Genomic DNA, 18,944 nt, shown 5'->3' with positions numbered 1-18,944 from the left:
CTCTCCCGAAGCTTGCTTTGTGCCGGCTCGTGCCGGGCGGGGGATGCACACTTCCGACGCTCGGCGTCTTCAGGGGATTCCCTGCCGGACCGGGTGGAACCCGAGTCCGCCATCAGTCCGAGAGCTGCTCCAGTTCCACGAACAGGGGCGCGAGCTCCGGCCGAACGCGAAGCGGAGCACAAAAGCGGCTGGCCAAATGGAGCATCTCGACCTCGATCTGGTCGGACCGTCGACCCATCTCCGCAATGGTTGCATGAGACGTGCGCCGGCGCTCGTTCATCTCACGGTCCAGCTCCTCGAGGCGGTTCCGGAGTGCCTTGATCTGCGCGTCGACCTCGGCGACCTCCCGTTCACGGTTGATCGCCTCCGACTGCATCTCTTGCTCACGCTGTCGTGCCGCGAACCAGTCGTCGATGATCCCGGCGAGGTGCCGGTAGCTCGCGGAGAGTTCCAGGTAAGGCTCGATGAAGCCGGTGCGTCCTTCCCAGTGGAGGACGTCCTTGTGGGCCGCCATGACCCGGGGGAGGTACGTCTGGACCTCGTTCGTGGCCGGGGCGACCTTCGCCCGCAGGGCGCGAGCCTCTTCTCGGGTCAGCGAGGCGTCGACGGTGAGCGCATCCATCGCGCGCCCGATCTGGAGCCGACCCACCCGGCCTTCTCGCTCCACCTCTTCGAGCTGCCCCTGCGCGTCGAGCCCGCGCCGCCGAAACTCGTGCCGCTCGCGTGCGCTCACCCGGAGCGCCTCCAGGATCCGCAAGGTCTCCGGAGGCGGATCCGCCGCCGGCGCGCACCGCGCGAGCATGCGCTCGAACAGGGCGATGCGGTTGCGCCACGGGTCGTGGCCCATGCTCGGCGGTGCCGAGATCACCTCGGGCGGCCAGGATCCCTCGGGCTCCGGCGGCAAGGGGACGCCCAGCGCGTCGGCGATCTCCTTGATCTCGGCGAGCACGCGGTGCGCGTCGGCCGGCCGGGCCGCGGGGCTCTTGGCCATCAAGGCGTCGACGAGCCGATCGAGGGCCTCGGGCGCCTCCGGCATGAGCGTCCGCAAGCGCGGCGGGGGCGTCGTGGCGTGCTTCGTCAGCCACGTCGCCGGATCGGGCGCGTCGAAGGGGAGATCCTGGGTGAGCATCTCGAACATGATCACCCCGAACGCATAGAGATCCGCCGCGGGGCCCGAGTCGATCGAGGTGGCCCGCTCGGGCGCCATGTACTGCGGCGTCCCGAAGATGTCGCCCAGGTTGGTGAGCCGCGCATCCTGCGCACACCGGGCGATCCCGAAGTCGAGCAGCTTGACGCGCTCGTCCGCGAGCACGAACACGTTCTCGGGCTTGAGATCCCGGTGAATCACCTCGAAATCGTGGGCCCGAGCGAGCGCGCGTGCCATCTGGACCCAGATCGGCAGCGCCTTCGAGAGCGGGATCCGGGTGCGCGCCACCACGTTGGCCAGCGGCTCGCCCACGAGCAGCTCCATCACCAGGAAGGGCGCCCCGTCATCCGTCTCACCCTGGTCGAAGACCTCGATGATGTTCGGGTGAGCGATGCGCTGCGCGTGGCGCGCCTCGCGACGGAAGCGCTCGCGGGCGGTCGCGTCCTGCGCGAGCTGGAGGCTCAGGATCTTGACGGCACAGGGCCGGTCGATGAGCTTGTGGTGAGCTCGGTACACCGTCGCCATGCCGCCGATGCCCAGGGCTTCCTCGACGACGTAGCGGCCTGCGATCGTGGTGCCGACGCGGGGATCTTTCTCCACGGTCAGCGCTGCACCATCGATGAAGCAGAAGGAGGAATCCGCGGGATAACGCTGGTTACACTGCGGGCAAGTCTTCATGGGGGCGAGCCAGAGGCGACAGCTACTCTAGGTGGGGCAGCTCCCGAGGGTCAACGTCCGGACGCTCCCTTTGGCCCGTCTCTGCTAAGGTCCGCGCGCGTGGACGACGGCGCGGTGGTGCTCGGCGAGGGATTTGCGGGGGCTTCCGTCGCCTCGTTGCTCGCCGCGGAGGGCATCCCCACGACCCTCGTGCAACCCGAGCCACCGGAGTTTTCCGAGGACGACGCGCCACGCGTGAGCGCGCCGGCGCCTGGCTCCCTGTGTCTCGGAGCGCACCGCGCGCTCTCCGAGCTGCTCCGCCGTGCCGGTGCCGAGGGCGCCCTGCGCTTCCGCCCAGTGCCCCTGACCCTGACCTTCTCCTCGCCACCGCACCGCATGAGGGATCACGGTCGGCGTGATGTTTCGTTGTCCCTGGAGCAGGGCAAGCGCGCGCGCTTCCTGGGCGGGCTCGGCCTCGCTCTCGGAGCCCAGGCCTCGCTCCGGCTCGCGCACCTCCTCGGCCACGCCCTCTCGGCCTCCGACGCGCAGCGCGCGCCCTGGTCTTCGCAGCCTCTGACGGCGCTCCTCGACACGCTGGGGCTGCCCGAGCCGGCCCGCTCCCTCCTCGAGAGCCTCCTCGGTCTCGCGTTCGGCACACCGGCCACCACGCTGTCCGCAAGCGAGGCGATCGCGGCGCTCCGTGACGCCCTCGAGGCAGGCGGCCCCTCGCTCTCTCCCGACCTCCCAGCGCTCCACCAGACCTGCCTGCGCCTCGCCACGGCGCATGGCGTGACGTGTCGCTCGGGACAGCGCCCGGCCCGGGTGGTGGTGGAGAACGGTCGTGCGCGTGGCGTGACGCTCTCGGACAGCACCTTTCTGCCCGCGCGTGTGGTGGTGAGCGCGCTGGGGACCGCGGGAACGCTGGCCCTCCTGGGCGACGACGTCGGATCGGTGGCGCTGGCGACCCGCCTTCGAGGGCTGCGCCCAGGGCTGGCGATGCGCGCGCTCCAGATCGGCGTCACGCGCCCGCTGCTCGGCGACCGGGTGATCGTCTCCTGCCTCGACGACGGCGTCCGTCTCGCCATCACGTGTACGGCCACCCCAGCACCCTCCTTGGCGTCGACCTCCAGCGCGGAGACGAACGCAGAGGCGAGCGTGGAGACGAGCGTGGAGACGAGCGTGGAGACGAGCGTGGAGACGAGCGTGGAGACGAGGCATCTCGGGCAGCCCGCGGAGGTGCTCCACGTGCAGGTGATGGTGCTCGATGATGCCGCGTCGTCGCTGTCGCGCGCCCCGTCGACGTCGGGTGTGGCGTCGTCGACGCTGGACGACGCAGGGCTAGAGGCCGCGGTGGTGCAGCTCCTCGCGCGCACCCTGCCCGATCTCACGGCCTGCCTCTGCGGCGTGACGAGGGTGACGCCCCCTGCGCCGGTGAGTGCTGCGCTGACCTGCGATCAAGCAGGGCGCGCGCGACCGACCGTCTACACCCCGGTCCGAGGTCTCTATCTCGCAGGGGACATGGCAGGGGGGCGAGGCGCCGGGATCGACCTGATCGCCGAAAGCGTCCTCGGGTGTGTCGACAGGATCCTCGTGGACCAGGGGCGCGATCCAGGCTGCCCTCCGCCGCTCCCGCCGCGTGCAGTGCTGCGGGTGCTCGGGCGACGTGGCGTCCGGATGATGGTGCCCCCTCTGCAGAGCCCCCGCTCACGAGAGAACTTCAGGAGCTGACCGAACACGCTGCTGCGTGTCCCTGTCAGCTCCTCGGGTGATGGGTTCTCAGGTGACGGGGCCGCCGCGCGCCACCGTCTCGTGCGGCAGCTCCTGCTCCTCGAACACGGCATCGAGCGCGTCACCCCCGTAGCGCACGCCAGAGCGCGGCTCGGTCCGCTGGGGTGCCGGGGGCTGCACGGCCGGCATGGAGGTGGAGGAGCGGCCCGTGGCGCCCGGAGGCCGCTGCGAGGCAGGGCCCGTCGCGTTCGGGTTGAGCTGAGCTCCGCGCACCGAAGGCGGCGGCGGCAAGCTGCCAGGGATGGGCGTGATCGAGCCCTGGTGCCCTCGTCCGGCGAGCGCGGGGTGGCGCGCCGAGGGAGGGGAGTTCTCCGTCGCCGTGCGGATCGAAGGCGGCGGTGCGTCATAGGTGGGCGTCGCGAAGGGCGGCGTCGCGACGCGATGCGACAGCGGGGAGCGCGCCGAAGGCGGAGGTGTGTCCAGCGGCAAGCCGGCGCGCGAGGGATGGATGGTGCGGCTCGAGCTGGGCGGGAGCGGTGCGCGCACGGAGGGCGGCACCGGGCTCGGGTGAGGGCCTGCGAGCTGCGACGGCCGCACCGAAGCGGGCGGCATGACGGCGTTCGGCCGCATCGTGCGCGACGGGGGAGGGGGAACCACCGAGCTCCGCGCCGGAGGAGGCTGGCTCGCGCGCGGCATCGGCGCCTCCGCCTCGACCTGGCGAATGAGCCGGTAGCGCCCGCCATCGTCGCGCCGATCCCTGTCGCGATCCTTGTCGCGGTCTCGGTCCCGCAGCATGGCCAGGAACATGGCCTCGAGCTCTCGCTCGGTGATGCCCTCGTCGACCTTGAGCAGGATGGCGTGCACGTCCCGCGCGAGCGCCTCGAACTCCTCGGGATCGAGATCGTAGACCGCCTGTGACAGCACGATCGCCAGCGGACGCCGCTCGGTCGCGAAGGTGGCTGCCGCAGCCACTTCACAGCGATGCAGGAGCACACCGCTGCGGACCGCCGCGCCGAGACAACGCGCGAACAGGTCGGGCCACGCTGCGTCGAGCACGACGAGCACGCTCGGGACATGGATCGGAGTCGCGGTGATCTGGCCAGAACGAGGCATCGGAATCCGTGAGGGTATCCGATGCTCTCGCGATAGAACAGGGTTCCCTGGTCAGCTAGGTCATTTACGGACCAAGGATGTCCTGACGCAGAGGTACCGCGATGGTGCCTTGCGTGTGTCGCCGTCGCTTCCGTGACGACATCGCCTGTGGAGAGCCGCGGCGCGGTCAGGCGGGCGGAGGCATTCCATACCGCACGCTCGCGTGTCCGCCACGGAGGCGCGTCAGCACGGAACCTGCGACCACCCGCGCGATCCTCGACGGTTTGAGCAGTGTGGTGCTCGGTTGCATCAGCGAGAACACGCGACCAGCGTCGGCGAGGAGCACGGGGTCGTGCAGCGCGGCGGCGAACAGCGCGTCGGTGTACGCGTTGGCCAGCGCGATGCCGCGGGGGCGAGCGCCCTCGGTGGCGGGGAAGCGAAAATCGGCGCCCGTCGCGAGCTCCCAGGGCGCCTGGAACAAGCGCGCTTGCTCGGCGAAGAACGTCCGCCCGAGCGCTGGATCCCGTGGTCCCAGGCGGGACGCGACGTCACGGAGCTGGACGGCGCAGAGCGCCAGGACCGACATGCCCTGGCCGTAGATGGGGTTGAAGACGCACACGCTGTCCCCGATTGCGGTGAACCCGTCCACCGTGTCGGGCATCCGCTCGTAATGATGGAATCGGTTGAGCAAGCCGCGGTGCGCGTGCACCGGCCCGAGTGGCTCCGCGTGGGCGAGAGAGGTGGCGATGACGGGGGAGCGCAGCTCTGCCGCGGCCTGCAAGAAGCCCACCTCGTCCATCGGTGGGTAGCCCCGCGAGTAGCCGTACAAGGTGGCGATCCAGCGGTCCCCTTCGATGGGAAACAGCACCCCGCCCCGGCGTTGCCCGGGGGGTCTGGGATCGACCCAGGCGCCTTTCCACCAGTAGGACGACGGCCAGCGTGCTGGCGCGGGCCGCCGGTACCAGCGTGAGCTGTAGCCGGCGAAGCTGTCGACGGTCTCCACCTCGGGCGCCCGCACCCCCAGCTCCGTGAGCCAGGTGATCGCGCGCGAGTTCCGCCCGCTCGCGTCGACGACGAGGTCGGCCGGGAGCTCCGTCGCGGCCCCTCCCTCACGGCTGCGGAGCCGCACGCCCGTGACCTGCACGCGGCCCCCCGCGCGCGACGAGGGCGAGGTGAGCAGCGACGTCGCCCTCACACGCTCGCGCAGGATCACGGGGCTCTGCCGGACGAAGTCCCGGACGATGCGCTCGAGCCCGTCGCGCGACATCAGCCACAGCCGCTGCCCGGGAGCGCGCCGTTGCCAGCCGGCGGGCCGCAGCGTGGCCAGGTCCATGCCCGAGTCCACCTCTTGCCCGCCGGCGGCGAGCAGCCTCGCCTGGAAACCCGGGAACAAACGCTCCAGCTCGATCCACCCCCGTTCGAGCAGCGCGTGGGCGTGCCTGGCCTGGGGTACGCCGGGCCGGGGCGCATCCCCGTCCGGGTACGCGTCGCGTTCCAGCAGGATGACCTCGTCGAACGCGACGGTGAGCGCTCGGGCTGCACAGAGCCCCGCCATGCCACCGCCGACGACCACCGCGCGTGCGCCCGACATCCACGAGAATCTAGGTGGAACCCCGCGGCCCTCTCAAGGGGCTTCCCCCGCCCGTCGGGGGCGCCGATCCACCGGGACGCCAGCCGCCTCCTCGATCCCCGCCCGCAGCACGACCGCCCCCCCGCACGCAACGCAATCGAACCCCTCAGAGCGAAGCGTAGATGGTCGCGAACGAGGCCGCCTCGCCGCGGAGCAGCGTGTTGAGGCGGGGATTGGGGACCTTCGGCGCGTGCAGCTTCGCCTTGCGCACGTCGAGCACGGCGAACGACGTGCCGGGAGCCGCGATGCCATCCATCCCGTTCGTGAGCAGGTTCAGCATCACGGTCAATCGCTTCGCGGAGAGCGACTCCCCGCGGAAGTACATCTTCACGAGGTGCGGCTTGCCGTCGATCACGAGGCCCAGCTCCGGATTGACGTTGATGCTCACATCGCCGAGCTGACACGTTCCGACCGGCGGATCGAACCAGGTCACCTTGCCGCTCGCGAGCAGCTTCCGGTAGCCAGCGACGATTCCAGGATAGATTCGCCGGCGCCGCTCGTCGGTCTGGGCGGCGAGGAAATCGTCGAGCACACGATCGTTCTTGTTTCCTCGGTGCATGTCGATGATCGCTTCGCGGATCTGGCGATAGAAATCCGTGAACAGCTCGTCCTTGCGCTCCTTGATTTCACGCACGCCCGTGAGCTTGGGGGTGCCAGCCTTGAGCACGAAGTCCACGAAATAGGTCATCGAGATCTTGTCCATGAAGCGCTCCTTCCGGGTGTCGAGCGATGCGACCCTCACGCGCCTTCATTGATAGCCCGAATCAATGCGTTCGAGAAGACGTCGGACGGACAGTAAATGTCCGGAAGGCCCCCTTGTGGACGTAGAATGTCCGATCGACCGTCGCCGCTTTTTCAGGCCGCGCCGGCGCAGGAGATCGACGCTCTGCGGTGGCTTCTCCAGGCACGCCAGCGCAGGCGCTCAACGCTCCGCGTCGGCCTTCCGGACGCGCCAGCGCAGGCGCTCAACGCTCCGCGTCGGCTCGTTCGGTGATGCTGAATGGGGCAGGTGTCATGTTGACGCGCGTGACCACGTCGGCGGCCATGAGGGCCGTGAGCAGCGCGATGAAGAACAGGGTCGTGCCCAGCACCAGGGCACTGACCGTACGCTGCTCGAGCAGGTGCATGAAGAACAGCACGACCAGGGTGCTCTTGATCAGCGCGATGACGAGGGCGAGGACCGTCTCCGTGGTGCCGAGGTGCAGAAAGGTCAGCCCGAACGACAGCGCGGTCAGCGCGAGGAGCGCCACGTAGACGATCAGGTAATGCCGCGTGGTGCCGTGCTTGTGTTCCATGACATCGGCCCTCAGGGGCGGGTGAGGTAGAGGAGCGGCCACAGGAAGATCCAGATGATGTCGATCAGGTGCCAGTAGAGCCCGCCGAGTTCGACGGGCGTGTGGTAACGGTTGTCGTAGCGACCGCGGAAGCAGCCCACCGACACGGCGCCCAGGAAGATCATCCCGGCGATCACGTGCAGCGCGTGCAGCCCGGTCAGCAGGTAATACAGGGAGAAGAACCGGTTCGCCCCGGCCGAGGGGAGTTCGTGAAAGTGGTACGCGCTGCCCGGCAAGATGCCGTGGTGGATGTGGTCCGCGTACTCCATCCCCTTGAGGACGAGGAAGGTCACGCCGAAGAGCAAGCTCACCAGCAGCAACACGCCCGCGCGTCGCCCGAGGTTGGCACGGACGGCGACCACCGCGAGGGCGACGGTGAGGCTGCTGGTGATCAGCACCACGGTGTTGATCGACCCGATCCAGATGGAGTTGTGCGCCGCGGCGGCGGCGAACGCTTCCGGGTACATCGCGCGGTAGGCCCCGTAGAGCCCGAACAGCGCCCCGAACAGGAGCGTCTCGCTCCCGAGGAAGATCCACATCCCCAGGCGGGCTGCGTGGGTCTGCTTTTCCAGATCCTCGAAGTGCTCAGCCAGGCGAGACGCGGGCATGGGCCTCCTCCTCGGTCAGGTGATAATCGTACGGACCACGCTGGATTCGTGGCGGCACGGCGAAGTTGTGCTTGATGGGCATCGTCGCCGTCTCCCACTCGAAGCCCCGTGAATCCCACGGATTGGGCGTTGCCTTTCGGCCCCAGCGGAGGGCGACGAGGAGATTCACCAGCGTGAGCAGGAGCGCGCCTCCGAGCAGGAACGAGCCTCCGCTGGAAAGGGCATTCAGCCACTGGAAGCGCTCGGGATACGCATAGTAACGGCGCGGCATCCCCGCATTTCCCAGCAAGAACTGGGGGAAGAACGTGAGGAAGAAGCCCGCGAAGACGGCCGCCGACGTGAGCAGGCCCATGCGCTCGGAGTACATGCGCCCGAACATCTTGGGGAACCAGTAATGGGCCGCTGCGAGGAACCCCGTCAGCGTGGCGCCGACCATGATGAAGTGGAAATGCGCGACGACGAAGTACGTGTCGTGCCAGTGCACGTCGAGCGATTGCGTCGCAACCGCCACCCCGGTCATTCCCCCGAACACGAACAGGAAGAGAAAGAAGAGGAAATAGAGCATCGGGGTGCTGAACCGGATGGAGCCGCGGTACATCGTGGCCACCCAGGTGAACACCTTGATCGCCGAGAAGATGGCCACGAACATCGACAGCGCGCCGAAGACGCCGGCGTCGAACGTGCTCATTCCGGCCACGAACATGTGGTGGCCCCAGGTGAAGAACCCGACGAACGCAATGCCCAGCGAGGAGATGAAGATGGCCATGTAGGAGGCCGGCGGCTTCTGGCAGAAGGTCGACACCACCTCGCTGATCACGCCCATGGCAGGCAGGATCATGATGTAGACCGCCGGGTGCGAATAGAACCAGAAGATGTGCTGGAAGAGGACGGGATCGCCACCGAGCGCCGGGTCGAAGATCCCGAAGTGATAGATGTGATCGATGCCGACCAGGGTGATCGACATCCCGAGGACGGGCGTGGCGAAGAGGATGATGACGCTCGTGGCGTAGATGGCCCACACGAACAGGGGCACCCGCGTCCACGTCATGCCCTCGGCCCGCATCGTGTGTGTGGTCACGATGAAGTTGAGGCCCGTCATGATCGAGGACACGCCGAGGATGAAGATCCCGGTCACGATCGGGACGACGGCCGTGGGCGTGGTGGTGCTGTACGGCGCGTAGAAGGTCCACCCCGTGTCGGCGCCGCCGGCCACCGCGCCCCCCAGGGTCACGAGAGCCCCCAGCGCGAAGACGTAGAGGCTCGCCAGGTTCAGGCGCGGGAACGCCAGGTCCTTCGCTCCCAGCATGAGCGGCAAGAGGAAATTGCCGAACACGTTGGGGATCGACGGGATCATGAAGAGCCACACCATGATCACGCCGTGCAGCGTGAACATGCGGTTGTACGTGTCGGCCTGGATGAGGGTGGGTTCCGGCGTGATCAGCTCGGCGCGCAAGATCATCGCGAACAGCCCGCCGAGCAGCAAAAACAGCAGCACCAGGCCGTAGAACATGATGCCGATGCGTTTGTGATCGATGGTCAAGAGCCACCCGCGCAGCCCGCCGTCGGCGCGCAGGTAGTCGGCCTCGTGCCCCGCCTCGGGCGCGTGCTCGTCCTGCGCCTGCGCGTCGCTCATCGTGCCTGCTCCTCCAGTGTCTCGAAGCTCCGGATGCCCTCCTCCAGCGCGCCGGGCGCTGGCCGGACGAGGCGCAGGGAGCGGATGAGTTCCACGATGCCCGCCACCTCCGCGGGCTCGAGGCGACCCAGGTACGACGGCATGACCGGCGCGAAGCCGCGGTGGATCACGGCCGCCGGATCCATGATGGAGGCCGTGATGAAGGCCTCGTCCACCAGCGCCTCACCGCCCCCTTCGAGGGGGACCTTCTGGCCATACAGCCCCCCGAAGGTGGGGCCGATGTGCCGGCTCCCGTCGAGCGTGTGGCAGCGAAGGCAGCCATGCTCCGCGGCAGCGCGCTCCCCCCGACGCGCCATCGTCGTCTCCCCGAGCTGCATCTGGACGGGAAGCGGCGGCCCCCCGCGCTCGATCCGCTCGTCCAGCGCCGCCCTCGGTTCCCTCGGCTGGAGGGCATCGTCGCTCTTCAGCCACCGCGCGTAGTCCTCCGGGCCCAGCGCCACGACGTGGCCCCGCATGTACGAGTGCTCCGTCCCGCAGTACTCGGTGCAGAGGATCTCGTAGGTCCCCGGCTGCACCGCCTCGAACCAGGCGGTCGTGTAGCGGCCCGGCACGACGTCCTGCTTGATGCGGAAGTCGGGGACGAAGAAGCTGTGGATGACGTCCCGCGACGTCATGATGAGCCGCACCGGGCGCCCCGCTGGCACGTACATCTCGCTCACGGACGCGGCGCCATGCGGATACGCGAACTTCCACATCCACTTCTTGCCCGTCACGTAGACGTCGAGCGACTCCTCCGGGGGAATCGCGAGGCGCATGTACTGGCGGTAGCCGATCCACCAGAGCCAGAGAAAGAGCGCGCCCAGCACGACCAGCACGGCGGCCTCGGCCTTCAGCGCAGATCGAGTTCCCGATGTTGCATTGGGCCGGCCATCCGGATCCTTCCGGCGCCGATAACGGATGAGGAAATAGCCCCCGATGGCCGCCACGAGCGTGGCGCCGATCATCGTGATGGTGATGACGAGGTAATGGAGGTGATCAATCTCTGCCGCTATCGTCGAGCGCTGCGGGGGGAGGAACAGCAGCCGGCGCAAGAACTCATTCATGGCCCGCTCCCTCTCGCGGTGGACCGCGGCGCACCTGCCGCTCACGGCGCCACAGCGTGACGAGCAGCCCGCCGACACTGAGCAGGATGCCCACGCTCCCGAGCCGGAAGAACCCCGTGATGTACGGCCCATAGCGTCGGGTCGCCGGGTCGTAGCGATAGCAGGTCATGATCACCCGATCGACGATGCTGCCCACCCGCCCCTCGCTCGCTTCGAGCAGCGCGAGCCGGAGATCCCGGGCCGGGTAATCCGCGCCGTAGAGGTAGCGAGAGATCTTTCCCTCGGGCGTCAGCACGAAGACTGCCGCTGGGTGCGCGTACTGGTCCGTCGCGGGGTCGTAGGCGAACTGGAACCCGAGATCCGAGGCGAGCGCGCGGACCTCCGACTCCTCGCCAACGAGGAAAGGCCAGGTGTCGGGCGGAACGGTCGCCGCACCCCGTCCGCGCGCGAGCTCTGCGACGACGCCGTCCCGCTTCTTCGCGGCAGACGTCGGCTGATCGCGCGGATCGAAGCTGACCGTGAGCAGACGATAGTCCTCGCCCGGGCGGAAGGAGAGCCGCTGGAGGCCATCGACCAGGCCGCGCAGGACCATGCTGCACAGCGCCGGGCAGCGGTAGTACGCGAGGACGAGCACCAGAGGGCGCCCATCGCTCAGATGGTCCCCGAGCCGCGTGGTCCGGCCGAGCATGTCGGTGAACACGAGATTGGTCCGGACCTGCTGGCCGAGCCTCTCGTCCAGATCGGCACCCTGTGCCGCGACCGGGAGCACCGTAGGCCCACCCGGCGGAGGCGCTGCAGCTGGAGCACCAGGCCCGGCGAGGGCAGGGCACGTCATGGCACCCAGCGCGAGCAAGAGTGCGAGCAGCATGAGCCGGCTCATCGCTGGCTCTCCTCGATCACGAGGTCCATCGCCACGTCGATGGGGACGCCCACGCGCCCACCCGGCCTGTCGACCCACCGGAAGGTACCGAGCTCCGCGCGCCGCTTCTGGTTCAAGAGCTGCCCAGGGCCGTGTTCCCCGAAGAGGTCTTGCAGGATGATCGGGAACTTCTCCCTGTCGGAGCGCGCCTCTGGCCACGTTCTCGAAGGTCGAAGCTCGTTCAGCTGCACGTCGAGCAGCAGCGTCGCGGCGATCACCAGCGCGACGGAGATCCCCACCATGATCAGCGCCACGAGGGCGACGCGTCCCACGGGCGTATCGTCGGGCTCCTGGCGGAGCTGCGGTTCGCGGTCGTCGTTGCTCATACGCTCTCGTACTGGAGGGCTCGGGGCAGGGAAGGATCCCCCACGGGGAGGGTCGCCTTGCCGTGCAGCCTGTGGGACGCGTAGGCGACGCAAGCACCGGAGAGGAAGAGCAGCGCCGAGACGTCGAGCCAGTGGTAGGGGAACCCGACCGCCTCCGGGACGTTGGGCACCACCAGCCAGTGCATGTCGAGGTAATGGGTGGCCAGCATCCAGGCGGCCAGCGTCCCCAGGCGCGCCGGTGTGCGCTTGAGCCGGTAGCTGAGCAGGAGGAAGAAGGGGATCAGGAACCGCGACGCGCACAGCGCGACGGTCACGGCCTTCCACGGGCCATGCCACCGCTGCAGGTAGAAGCTCACCTCGTGGGGGTGGTTGGCCGACCAGATCAGCAGGAACTGGAAGAACGCGGCGTAAGCCCAGAAGGCAGTGAACGCCAGGAGCAAGCGTCCGAGCGCGTGGTAGTGAGAGTCCGTGATGCCGGGCAAGAGCCCCGCCCTGTCCGCGGCGAACGTCAGCGCCGTGAGCAGGGCGAGCGCCGCGAGGAACCCGCCTGCGAACACGTAGATGGGGAACATCGTCGACATCCACGCGGGGTCGAGCGACATCAGCCAGTCGAACGACGCGAAGACCAGCGAGAGCCCCACGAGCGGCAGCCCGACCGAGCTGAGGACGGTCATGCGCCGATCCACGTCGAGCCCGGGTTGCTCGTCCCTCCGCAGCGACCAGTGCCGCAGCAGCGCCCCGACCGCGATCCAGATGGTGAAGTACACGCCCGTGCGGATCACGAAGCCCGCCGCGTTCAGGTAAGGCCGCTTGTGCTCGAGGAGATGGCGCAGGTGCTCGTCGGCGGCTGCCTCGGGGCGGGTCCACGGGTAGAGCTGTTCGAGCCCGAGCGCGACGGGCACGAAGAGCAGTGCGAGCAAGGGCAGGGCGCTGACGACGGTCTCCGTCAACCGCTGCACCGCGACGGGCCACCCGGCGCGCATGGCGAGCACGATCATCAGGAAGATCAGCCCGCCGATCGCGATGGTGCTCGCCCAGGCGAAGGCCGCGAGGTACGCGAAGAACATGCGCTGGGGGGCCAGGAAGAGCCCTGCGATCAGCCCGAGGCCACCGAGCAATGCGAGCCCGAGCGCGACGGTGGACAGGCGGCGGCCCCCTTGAAAGCGAGGGGTTCCGTGCTGAGGGCGGGGGGCGTCGTCGCTCATGGCAGCTCCGAGAGGGCGCGTGCGCGCACGGCAGGGGGGAGAGCGTCGAGCGCGGTGCTTCGCGCGCGCTGCAACGCTTGCACGTAGGCGACCACCGCCCACCGATCCTCCACGGTCAGATCGGCCGCGTACGAGCGCATCAGTCCGTATCCGACGTCGATCGCCTGATAGAGCCGCCCTGCCGGATACGCAGCGATCGGCGCGTCGACCAGGGTGGGCGGCTTGCGCAAGCTCATCGCCACCGCCACCTGGGCGACGCCGTCTCCAGCCACGCCATGGCAAGGCGCGCAGAAGATGTCGTAGCGATTCTGGCCTCGCTGGAGGGCGCGTCGATCGAGGCGGTACGGCACCCGGTCCACGTAGGCGCCCTCGTCGTCCACCCCGTCGGTGACCTGCGGGGCGAAGGTGATCCGATCACGAGGCACCGTGCCTTCGGGCGGGTGTCGCATCACCTTCCCGTCCGGGAAGATGGAGGCCGCCTCCCACGGGTCGTAGCGCTGCTGGTAGATCATCCGCTCCAGATCGATCTCGATCAGGGCCGGCGTCCCGCTCACGTCGCCCTCGCCTTCGAGGGCGGGGGCGTCCTGGAGTGCGCAGGAGGCGAGCGCGATTCCTGCGAGCAGCAGCGAGGCAAAGCGTGCCGAGGTGGCCAGGGCGTGTCGCTTCATGGCGCGCCTCCACCAGCGGTCGCTTCCGAGGGAGGCCGCGGCGGGTTGCTGGTCCAGGCCACCCGGCTCGCCCCGAGCCCCTGGAGCTCCGGCTCGGTGTGCCCGCGGACGAGCTTTGCATCCCGCTCGTCGATGGCCAGCCAGAACCGATCCTGGCTCGCGCGGTCGAAGCCCTCGACCTCGAAGATCGGGTGATGAAGCTCCGGCAACCGGCAGAGCACGAGGAAGAGGATGAGTCCCGCCAGCGCGGCCGAAAGCACCAGCATCTCGAAGGTGATCGGAATGAACGCCGGCGCGGAGTGTGGCGGCCGACCGCCGACGTTGATCGGGTAGTCGATGCCGTTGAGGTAGAGCTGGAGCGAGTAGCAGCCCCCTCCGCCCGTGAGCGCGAACGGGAGCACCATCCAGGGCAACTTCGAGCGTGGCAGCCGCAGCGCCTTCTCCAGGCCGTGCACCGGGTACGGCGTGAACGCGTCGAGCTTGCGGTAGCCGCGCGCGTGGAGCGCCTCGATGGCCGAGAGCAGCGCCTCTGGCGTCTCGAACTCGGCGAGGAGTGCGGGCTTCATCCGTGCCCCTTTCGCAGCTCGTGGTTGAGCTCCTTCACTTCCGCCACCGGGATGAACGGGAAGAGGCGCAGGAAGATCAGGAAGAGCAGGGAGAAGAAGCCGATGGTCCCGACGAAGAGGCCGATGTCGACCCAGGTGGGGACGAACTCGCTCCACCGCGCGGGCAAGAACTCCCGCTGCAGGGAAAGCACGATGATCACGTAGCGCTCGGCCCACATCCCGACGTTCACCAGCACCGAGATGATCCACAGCGCGATGCCGCTCTCACGGACCCGGCGGGACCACAGGAGCTGGGGAACGACGGCGTTGCATACCATCTGCACCCAGAACACGGCCGCCCCAGGGGCGGTCGGGCGCGCAATGAAGTACTGATAGCTCTCGTATTCAGAGGCGCTGTACCAGGCCGCGAAGAACTCGATGATGTAGGCCCCGATCACGATCCAGGCGGTGACCAGGATCATCTTGGCCAGCGCCCCGATGTGGCGCTGGGTCACCACGTTCTCCAGGTGGAAGATGCGACGCACCGGGAGCAGCAAGGTCAGCACCATCGCGAATCCGGAGAAGATGGCGCCAGCGACGAAGAAGGGCGGGAAGATGGTCGCATGCCACCCTGGCGTCAGCCCCATGGCGAAATCGCTGCTCACGATGGAGTGCACCGAGACGACGAGCGGCGTGGCCAGCCCTGCGAGCAGGACATAGAGCAGCCGATAGTGGGCGAGCTGGCGCGTCGACCCCCGCCACCCGAGCGCAAAGATCCCGTAAATCACCCGCCGCAGCCGCCCCGGCGCGCGATCCCGCAACGACGCGAAGTCGGGGATGAGGCCGACGTACCAGAACAGCAGCGAGACCGTGAAGTAGGTGGTGATCGCCGCCGCATCCCAGGGCAATGCGCTCCGGAACTGGGGCCAGACCTGGAGCGTCGAGGGGTAGGGCGCGAGCCAGTAGGCGAACCAGGGCCGACCGAGGTGCAGCACGGGGAACATCGCCGCCTGGATGACGGCGAAGAGCGTCATCCCCTCGGCGAAGCGGTTGATGCTCGTCCGCCAGGGCTGCTCCAGGAGCAGCAAGATGGCGGAGATGAACGTTCCGGCGTGCCCGATCCCCACCCACCAGACGAAGTTGATGATGCCGAACGCCCAGCCGACGGGGATGTTGTTCCCCCACGTCCCGATGCCCGTGGTGAAGGTGACGTACACACAGTAGAAGAACAGCGCCGTCCCGGCCCCGGCAGCACCGAACGCGAGTGACCAGAGCCGCGACTGCGGTCGCCACACGACCGACAGGAGCTGCTCGGACAGCTCGCGATCCGAAGGCTTGCCGAGGATCAGGGGCTCTGTCACGGCTCAGGTGATCTCCGGGTTCGGGTTGTTGATGCGCGCGAGGTAAGCGGTGCGAGGCCGCGTCCCCAACTCGTGGAGCACCGCGTAGCTGCGTGGCTCCTCGCGCCAGGTGACGACCTTCTCTTCCCTGTGCGTGAGCGAGCCGAACTGAATGGCGCCCGTGGGGCAGGCCTGCTGGCACGCCGTCACCACCTCGCCCGGCTGCACCGTGCGGCCCTCGATCCTGGCGTTAATCCCTGCCTTGCGGATGCGCTGCACGCAGTACGTACACTTCTCCATCACCCCGCGCTCGCGGACGGTGACCTCCGGGTTGCGCTGCAAGCGCACCAGCCGGTCATTCAGTGGTCCGCGCTCGGTGTAATCGAAGAAGTTGAACCGGCGCACCTTGTACGGGCAGTTGTTCGAGCAGAACCGCGTTCCGACGCAGCGGTTGTAGACCATCTCGTTCAGCCCGTCGGGGCTGTGCACCGTCGCATTGGTGGGGCACACGTACTCGCAAGGCGCCTTCTCGCAGTGCTGACACAGCATCGGCTGGTGCACGACCTCGGGCGCCTCGATCGCCCCGCTGTAGTACGTGTCGATGCGCAGCCAGTGCATGTCCCGGCTCTTTCTCACCTCCTCCTTGCCCACCACGTGGAGGTTGTTCTCGGCCTGACAGGCCACCATGCAGGAGCTGCATCCGGTGCAGATGCTGGTGTCGATCGTCATCGCCCACTGCTCGCCGCGCGGCTCGACGACGGGCAGCAGCGTGGGGAGTTTCCCCTTCTGGGACGCCGTGAAGTCCGGGTGGGCCCGGTAGGCTTCGAGCGTGCTCGTCAGCGCGATGGGGCGCCCGTGGGTGGACCAGTGCTTCTGCGTGCGCGCGAGCGGGTAGCGCTCCCCATCGAGGCGTCGCACGACCATCCCCGCCGCTGTCGACGCATCCGCAGGATGAAGGGCATAGGTGTCGACGCCCACGCCGACCCCGAGCGCCTCCGCGCCCCTGCGTCCGTAGCCGAGGTGCAACGTCACCGCGCCGTCCGCGTGCCCTGGCGCCACCAGCACCGGCGTTCGCAACGACCGACCGTCGAGCGTGACCTCGACGACGTGCTCGTTCTCCACGCCGAGCCGCTGTGCCATCGCCGGACTGAGCAGCGCCGCGTTGTCCCAGGTCAGCTTGGTCACCGGGTCCGGCAGCTCTTGCAGCCAGGCGTTGTTGGCGAACCGGCCGTCGTACAGGCGCGCGCACGGCGCGAACACCACCTCGGCCACGACCTCGGATGCCGCCTCGCCTCCGATATCCGACCCCGCCGGCGCTCGGCCTTCCGCGAAGGCGGTGAGCGCCGCAGCGAGGCGCCCCTCGTCGAGTTCCGCGTCGATGCGCGGGAACGCGCTCCCCTCGACCGTACCGCGCCGGAGCGCCTCGGCCCACCAGCGCTCGAAGCCCCCACCCTGGTGGTTGCGCCGCGCGGCGTCTTCGAGGAGCCGGCGCGCGTCCGGGCGCTGGTCTCCCGCGAAGACGGCGAGCAGCTCCGAGGCCGTGCGCCCCTCGAACAGCGGGCGCAGGAGCGGCTGCACCGTGGAGAGCGTCCCGTCCCACGCGCGTGCGACCCCCCAGGACTCGAGGTAGTGCGCCATCGGGACGAACCAGGTGCAATCAGCGGCGGTCTCGTTCTCGTGGTGCCCGAGGTAAATCGACTCCGGCGCGCGCCGGATCGCCGCCGAGAAATCCAGCGCCAGGGGCGTCGAATACGACGGATTGGCCTCGATCACGACGAGCGTCTCCACCCGGCCGCCGCGCAGCTCCTCGGCGAGTTCCGAGAGGCTCTGCTGGGCTGCGCCGAGCTGGATCAACGGCGACTCCGTGGTCCAGGCCGCGCTCCGGCTCCCGAGCAGCGCATTCGCGAGGTGCGCGAGCGCGTGGACCACCGGGAGCTGGCGATCTCCAGCGATGACCAGCCCCGCGCCAGGCCCTTGCGCGAGGTCCCGCGCGACGGCCTGCGCCAGCGAGCGCTCTTCCCCCTCCGCACGCAGCTTGCTCAGGGCGTCGACGACACCTCGTGGCGCGGCGTCCCCGCGGAGCTGCGCGAGCTCGGCCACCACCGCCGCAGCGAAGCTGGCGATCCCGCGCGGCGTCCTCGCGAAGCGATGATCCGCCATGCTCCCCGTCGGACTGAGCGCCGTCTCCACGACGTAGAGCCGGTTCATCTCGTTCCCCGGCCCCGTCGCCCGGCGGCGCTCGGCGAACTGCCGCGCATACCGGAGCGAGAACGGCATCGACGAGAGGAAATCGGCGTCGAGCGAGAGACAGACGCGCGCCAGCGACACATCCCGCTGGGGTGACAGCCGCCGCCCGAAGGCCAGCTCCGCTCCTTGCCAGGCCGCCTCGCTCGTGGCGGGCGCATGGAACGCGAAGCGCGCCTCCGGGTGGCGCTCCAGGATGCGGCCGACGAGATCGTGGACCAGCGGCGAGCTGCTCGGGAGCAGCACGAACCTCAGCCCTGCCCCCCGATCGGCGCGCGGCGCCCCGAAGCGTTCCACCAGCGCTTCCCAGCTCGACGCCCCGCTGCCGTGGCGGACCCTCCTGGCGCGGCTCGGATCATAGAGCCCCAGCACGGAGGCCTGCTCCAGCACCCCCGTCGCGCCGAGGCTCGCGGGATGGTCGGGGTTGCCCTCCACCTTGGTGGGGCGCCCATGGACGCTCTGCACCAGGAGCCCCGTGGCGAAGCCATCGAGCTCCATGCTCGTCGCATAGAAGCGTGGAATGCCGGGCGTGACTTCCCGAGGATCCTCGATGTACGGCAGGATGCCCTCGACCCGGCTGACATTGCACCCGGTGGCCCCGGCGAGCGCGAGGCTCGCGCCGACGAGCTTGAGCCACTCACGGCGGCTCACGCCCGGCGGAGCGTCGGCGCCCTCCGGGAACTCGCGCTCCAGATCCGCCATCGCTGCTGGCTCACCCGGTGCTCGCTCCCAGATCTTGCGCTCGTCGTCGACCATTGCGTCTCC

At 69.0% G+C, this 18,944-nt stretch carries 16 protein-coding genes; 1 reads left to right on the top strand and 15 read right to left on the bottom strand.

Translation table 11 applies throughout. The features are described from left to right. Window positions 1–112: 112 nt before the first annotated feature. Window positions 113–1,825 carry a serine/threonine protein kinase gene (locus CMC5_RS31240; RefSeq protein ID WP_050433818.1) on the bottom strand — a complete coding sequence of 571 codons (1,713 nt, stop codon included), beginning with the start codon at window positions 1,823–1,825 and terminating at the stop codon, window positions 113–115. A 99-nt stretch (window positions 1,826–1,924) separates the two neighbouring features. Here CMC5_RS31240 and CMC5_RS31235 point away from each other — a divergent pair, with 99 nt between their 5' ends. Continuing rightward, entirely contained in the window at window positions 1,925–3,532 is a 1,608-nt protein-coding gene (locus CMC5_RS31235; protein WP_050433817.1) for a phytoene desaturase family protein, read from the top strand. A gap of 48 nt (window positions 3,533–3,580) precedes the next feature. Here the strand turns inward: CMC5_RS31235 and CMC5_RS31230 are convergent, their stop codons facing one another. From CMC5_RS31230 to CMC5_RS31165, 14 genes are all read right to left on the bottom strand, one after another. Next, complete coding sequence (locus tag CMC5_RS31230) at window positions 3,581–4,645, bottom strand: hypothetical protein (protein ID WP_050433816.1); 1,065 nt, start codon at window positions 4,643–4,645, stop codon at window positions 3,581–3,583. Window positions 4,646–4,811: 166 nt separating this feature from the next. Further along, a complete protein-coding gene (locus CMC5_RS31225) occupies window positions 4,812–6,215 on the bottom strand; it encodes an FAD-dependent oxidoreductase (RefSeq protein ID WP_050433815.1) in 1,404 nt (467 codons plus the stop codon). A 145-nt stretch (window positions 6,216–6,360) separates the two neighbouring features. Beyond that, window positions 6,361–6,957 (bottom strand): hypothetical protein, encoded by a 597-nt coding sequence (locus CMC5_RS31220; protein WP_050436235.1) that lies wholly within the window; start codon window positions 6,955–6,957, stop codon window positions 6,361–6,363. A 262-nt stretch (window positions 6,958–7,219) separates the two neighbouring features. Beyond that, window positions 7,220–7,549 carry a cytochrome C oxidase subunit IV family protein gene (locus tag CMC5_RS31215; RefSeq protein ID WP_050433814.1) on the bottom strand — a complete coding sequence of 110 codons (330 nt, stop codon included), beginning with the start codon at window positions 7,547–7,549 and terminating at the stop codon, window positions 7,220–7,222. An 11-nt stretch (window positions 7,550–7,560) separates the two neighbouring features. Next, a complete protein-coding gene (locus CMC5_RS31210) occupies window positions 7,561–8,196 on the bottom strand; it encodes a cytochrome c oxidase subunit 3 (protein ID WP_050433813.1) in 636 nt (211 codons plus the stop codon). Then, entirely contained in the window at window positions 8,174–9,829 is a 1,656-nt protein-coding gene (locus CMC5_RS31205) for a cytochrome c oxidase subunit I (RefSeq protein WP_050433812.1), read from the bottom strand. The genes CMC5_RS31210 and CMC5_RS31205 overlap by 23 nt, the downstream gene beginning before the upstream one ends. Beyond that, on the bottom strand, window positions 9,826–10,932 hold the full coding sequence (gene coxB / locus CMC5_RS31200; protein WP_050433811.1) for a cytochrome c oxidase subunit II: 1,107 nt from the start codon (window positions 10,930–10,932) through the stop codon (window positions 9,826–9,828). The genes CMC5_RS31205 and coxB overlap by 4 nt, the downstream gene beginning before the upstream one ends. Beyond that, complete coding sequence (locus tag CMC5_RS31195) at window positions 10,925–11,812, bottom strand: SCO family protein (RefSeq protein ID WP_050433810.1); 888 nt, start codon at window positions 11,810–11,812, stop codon at window positions 10,925–10,927. Before CMC5_RS31195 ends, coxB begins: the two co-directional genes overlap by 8 nt. Then, the gene (locus tag CMC5_RS31190; RefSeq protein ID WP_050433809.1) at window positions 11,809–12,177 is read right to left on the bottom strand and encodes a hypothetical protein; all 369 of its coding nucleotides are present in this window, start codon (window positions 12,175–12,177) and stop codon (window positions 11,809–11,811) included. Before CMC5_RS31190 ends, CMC5_RS31195 begins: the two co-directional genes overlap by 4 nt. Further along, window positions 12,174–13,382: a hypothetical protein gene (locus CMC5_RS31185; RefSeq protein ID WP_050433808.1), complete on the bottom strand. Its 1,209-nt coding sequence runs from the start codon at window positions 13,380–13,382 to the stop codon at window positions 12,174–12,176. The genes CMC5_RS31190 and CMC5_RS31185 overlap by 4 nt, the downstream gene beginning before the upstream one ends. Beyond that, on the bottom strand, window positions 13,379–14,050 hold the full coding sequence (locus CMC5_RS31180) for a c-type cytochrome (protein ID WP_050433807.1): 672 nt from the start codon (window positions 14,048–14,050) through the stop codon (window positions 13,379–13,381). The genes CMC5_RS31185 and CMC5_RS31180 overlap by 4 nt, the downstream gene beginning before the upstream one ends. Further along, on the bottom strand, window positions 14,047–14,616 hold the full coding sequence (locus CMC5_RS31175; RefSeq protein WP_050433806.1) for a DUF3341 domain-containing protein: 570 nt from the start codon (window positions 14,614–14,616) through the stop codon (window positions 14,047–14,049). The genes CMC5_RS31180 and CMC5_RS31175 overlap by 4 nt, the downstream gene beginning before the upstream one ends. After that, entirely contained in the window at window positions 14,613–15,956 is a 1,344-nt protein-coding gene (gene nrfD / locus CMC5_RS31170; protein ID WP_050433805.1) for an NrfD/PsrC family molybdoenzyme membrane anchor subunit, read from the bottom strand. The genes CMC5_RS31175 and nrfD overlap by 4 nt, the downstream gene beginning before the upstream one ends. Window positions 15,957–15,959: 3 nt before the next feature. Further along, window positions 15,960–18,935, bottom strand: coding sequence for a Fe-S-cluster-containing hydrogenase (locus CMC5_RS31165; RefSeq protein WP_050433804.1), 2,976 nt, complete (start codon window positions 18,933–18,935; stop codon window positions 15,960–15,962). Window positions 18,936–18,944: the final 9 nt, after the last annotated feature.

The sequence above is a fragment of the Chondromyces crocatus genome, assembly GCF_001189295.1.
Taxonomy (GTDB): Bacteria; Myxococcota_A; Polyangia; order Polyangiales; family Polyangiaceae; genus Chondromyces; species Chondromyces crocatus.
Note: the sequence above shows the minus strand (reverse complement) of the source record. Positions and strands in the feature narration are given on the sequence as shown.